The organism is Mesorhizobium sp. M2C.T.Ca.TU.002.02.1.1 (assembly GCF_003997225.1).
Genome location: NZ_RZTO01000807.1, coordinates 1 through 2716 on the forward strand (window position 1 = coordinate 1; position 2716 = coordinate 2716).

Here is a 2716-nt window from a genome sequence, read left to right on the forward strand (position 1 = left end):
GGCTGAAGGAGGGTTTTGGGGTCGAAATGGCTGCGTTGGTCACGGTGTCTTCCCTGGTTCGAGTAAATTATAGATAATTTTTGACCTTCATCTATTATCGAATCCATATTTTCGCGACGATGGCAAGCCCGCAGGTTCGTCATCCACGGGCGGAGCGGGAGCGAAGCGGACGCGGAGGTCCGAGAATTCCGTGACCTTGGCCGAATGGCAAAAGCGGTGCAGAACAAGGTCGTTCTGCACCGCTGCAAAGCCTCGACGTAACGGCATGGATTCCAGGGTCTGCGCGCGTCGCTTCGCTCCTTGCTCCGCCCTGGAATGACGACCGCATGGAGGTCGAGCTAACATTACCCCACGATGGCGAAAGCCTCTCGGGTCTTGCCGGAGGCGGTCCTGACCGGCTTCTGGCCGATCCACTGCACGTGGCGGCCGAGCGTCGCGGCGGCGGATTCGGTGTTGCCTTGCCTCAGCGCTCCCAGGATCGCGCGGTGATCCTGGTCGGTACGGGTTTCCCATTCCGAGCGCCAGGCCGCAAACAGGAAGCGCGCGCTCGCCGCGTGCAGGTCGTCGATGGTGGAGAGCAGGCGCGGCATGTTGCAGGGCGCCAGGATCAGCCGGTGGAAGGTGCGGTTGGCCTCTTCCCAGGAGCGCACGTCGCGGGATTTGTCGCCGGCCTTGGTCGCCTCCTCGGCCTGGTCCAGGATCGACGCCGTCAGATGCGGCGCGGCATGGCGCAGCGCCAAGACTTCGAGCGCGGCGCGCATCTCGGCCACCTCCCTCACCTCGCGGAGATCGAAAGAGGCGACGCGCACGCCGCGCCGGGGCTCGCTGATCGCCAACCCTTGCGCTTCAAGGCGCCGGAAGGCCTCGCGCACCGGAACATGGCTGGTGTTGAATTCCTCGGCGACATGATCCTGGCGCAGCCGCGATCCAGGCTCGATCGCGCCCGAAATGATGCGGTCCGCCAGTTCCTTGCTGATGCGGACGGCGATCGTGTCTTCTGTGCTGGCCATATTTTATAGATAATTTGCCGGGCCGCCCTTTGTCGAGACGGCCGGCGCGGGATTCACAAGCGCCCTGCCCGGAGGATGCCAGGCAAGCGCAGAGAGACCAGCAGGCTCAGCTCACCCGGCTGATGCAGAAATCGATGACGTCGATCAAGGCCGACTTCTGCGGCGTCGCCTCCAGCGGCGCCAGCGCGTCGCGGGCGATCTCGCCGAAATGGCGGGCGCGGCCGATCGTGTCGGCGATGGCGCCATGGCGGGCCATCAGGCCGATCGCCTTTTCGAGTCCGGCATCGTCGGTGACGTTTTCCTCGATGGCGCGCTTCCAGAAGCTGCGCTCGGCCTTGGTGCCGCGCCGGTAGGCAAGGATCACCGGCAGCGTCACCTTGCCCTCGCGGAAATCGTCGCCGACATTCTTGCCGAGATCCTTGCTCGATCCGCCATAGTCCAACGCATCGTCGATGAGCTGGAAGGCAAGGCCGAGATTCATGCCGTAGGAGCGCAATGCCGCGCGGTCGGTGCGCGAGGCGAGCGCGATCACCGGCCCCACCTCGGCCGCGGCCGAGAACAGCGCCGCGGTCTTGGCCTTGATGACGGCGAAATGCTCGTCCTCAGTGGTGTCGAGGTTCTTGGCCGCGGCAAGCTGCATCACCTCGCCCTCGGCGATGATGGAAGCGGCGCTCGACAGGATGTCGAGGGCTTCCAGCGACCCGACCTCGACCATCATGCGGAAGGCCTGGCCGAGCAGGAAATCGCCGACCAGCACGCTCGCCTGGTTGCCCCAGATCATGCGCGCCGTCTTCTTGCCGCGGCGCAGCGCGCTCTCGTCGACCACGTCGTCATGGAGAAGCGTCGCGGTGTGCATGAACTCGACGGCTGTGGCGAGCTTGACATGGCCTTCGCCGGAATAGCCGAACATCTGCGCGGCGGCCAGCGTCAGCATGGGCCTCAGCCGCTTGCCGCCCGAGGAGATCAGGTGGTTGGCGATCTCCGGGATCATCTCGACGTCGGAGCCGGCCTTGGACAGGATCAGCTCGTTGACACGCCCCATGTCGGCGGCCGTCAGATCGATCAAATCCTTGATGGAAGCGGGTTCCCGCTTGCCTTCGATGTTGAGAACGACACCCACCACGACAACTCCCGTCTATATAACGCGCGCGACTTAACGCGCACGACGGCACCCTTAATCCCGTTCCGACTCTAGGTCGGTACAACCGGGCACGGCAAGAGGCGAATTGGCGCGGCTGTTGGCGCGCGGGTCGCTCCCACGTTTACACGAACGCCGCAACCTGCGATTTTCGTTCCATGATCGAGCTTGTCCGCACCAATGACGCCGTCGTCATCTCCTTTGTCGAATCGCTGATGCGCGACGCCGGCATCGCCTGTTTCGTCGCCGACCAGAATATGAGCGTGCTCGAAGGGTCGATCGGCCTTTTGCAGAAGCGTGTCATGGTCGACGCCGACAAGGCCGACGTGGCGCGCCGCATCCTCAAGGATGCCGGCATCGAAAACGAGATCCGCCAGAAATAATGGCAGCGACAACCACCCCAGATACGCCGGCGCACACGGTCGATGCCTTCCATCGCGGGCGCTTCTGGCTGGTGCAGCCGAGCCGGGGCGGTCATCGCGCCGGCATGGACGCCATGATGCTGGCGGCCGCCGTGCCGTCCGGCTTTTCCGGCCGGCTCGCCGATTTCGGCGCCGGCGCGGGTGCT

General features: G+C 64.6%; 3 protein-coding genes and 1 pseudogene. 2 read left to right on the forward strand and 2 right to left on the reverse strand.

The genetic code is table 11. The features are described 5' to 3' along the window. Positions 1–344: 344 nt before the first annotated feature. Both EOD07_RS29720 and EOD07_RS29725 read right to left on the reverse strand, forming a co-directional pair. The gene (locus tag EOD07_RS29720; protein WP_127237869.1) at positions 345–1010 is read right to left on the reverse strand and encodes a GntR family transcriptional regulator; all 666 of its coding nucleotides are present in this window, start codon (positions 1008–1010) and stop codon (positions 345–347) included. A gap of 106 nt (positions 1011–1116) precedes the next feature. Further along, positions 1117–2130, reverse strand: a complete 1014-nt coding sequence (locus tag EOD07_RS29725) for a polyprenyl synthetase family protein (protein WP_127237870.1) — start codon at positions 2128–2130, stop codon at positions 1117–1119. A gap of 176 nt (positions 2131–2306) precedes the next feature. Between EOD07_RS29725 and EOD07_RS29730 the strand changes: the two genes are divergently transcribed. Together EOD07_RS29730 and EOD07_RS29735 are read left to right on the forward strand one after the other, a co-directional pair. Then, positions 2307–2531 carry a DUF2007 domain-containing protein gene (locus EOD07_RS29730; RefSeq protein ID WP_040991013.1) on the forward strand — a complete coding sequence of 75 codons (225 nt, stop codon included), beginning with the start codon at positions 2307–2309 and terminating at the stop codon, positions 2529–2531. Continuing rightward, positions 2531–2716: pseudogene (locus EOD07_RS29735) on the forward strand (methyltransferase); the annotation flags it as partial. The gene EOD07_RS29730 and the pseudogene EOD07_RS29735, both read left to right, overlap by 1 nt.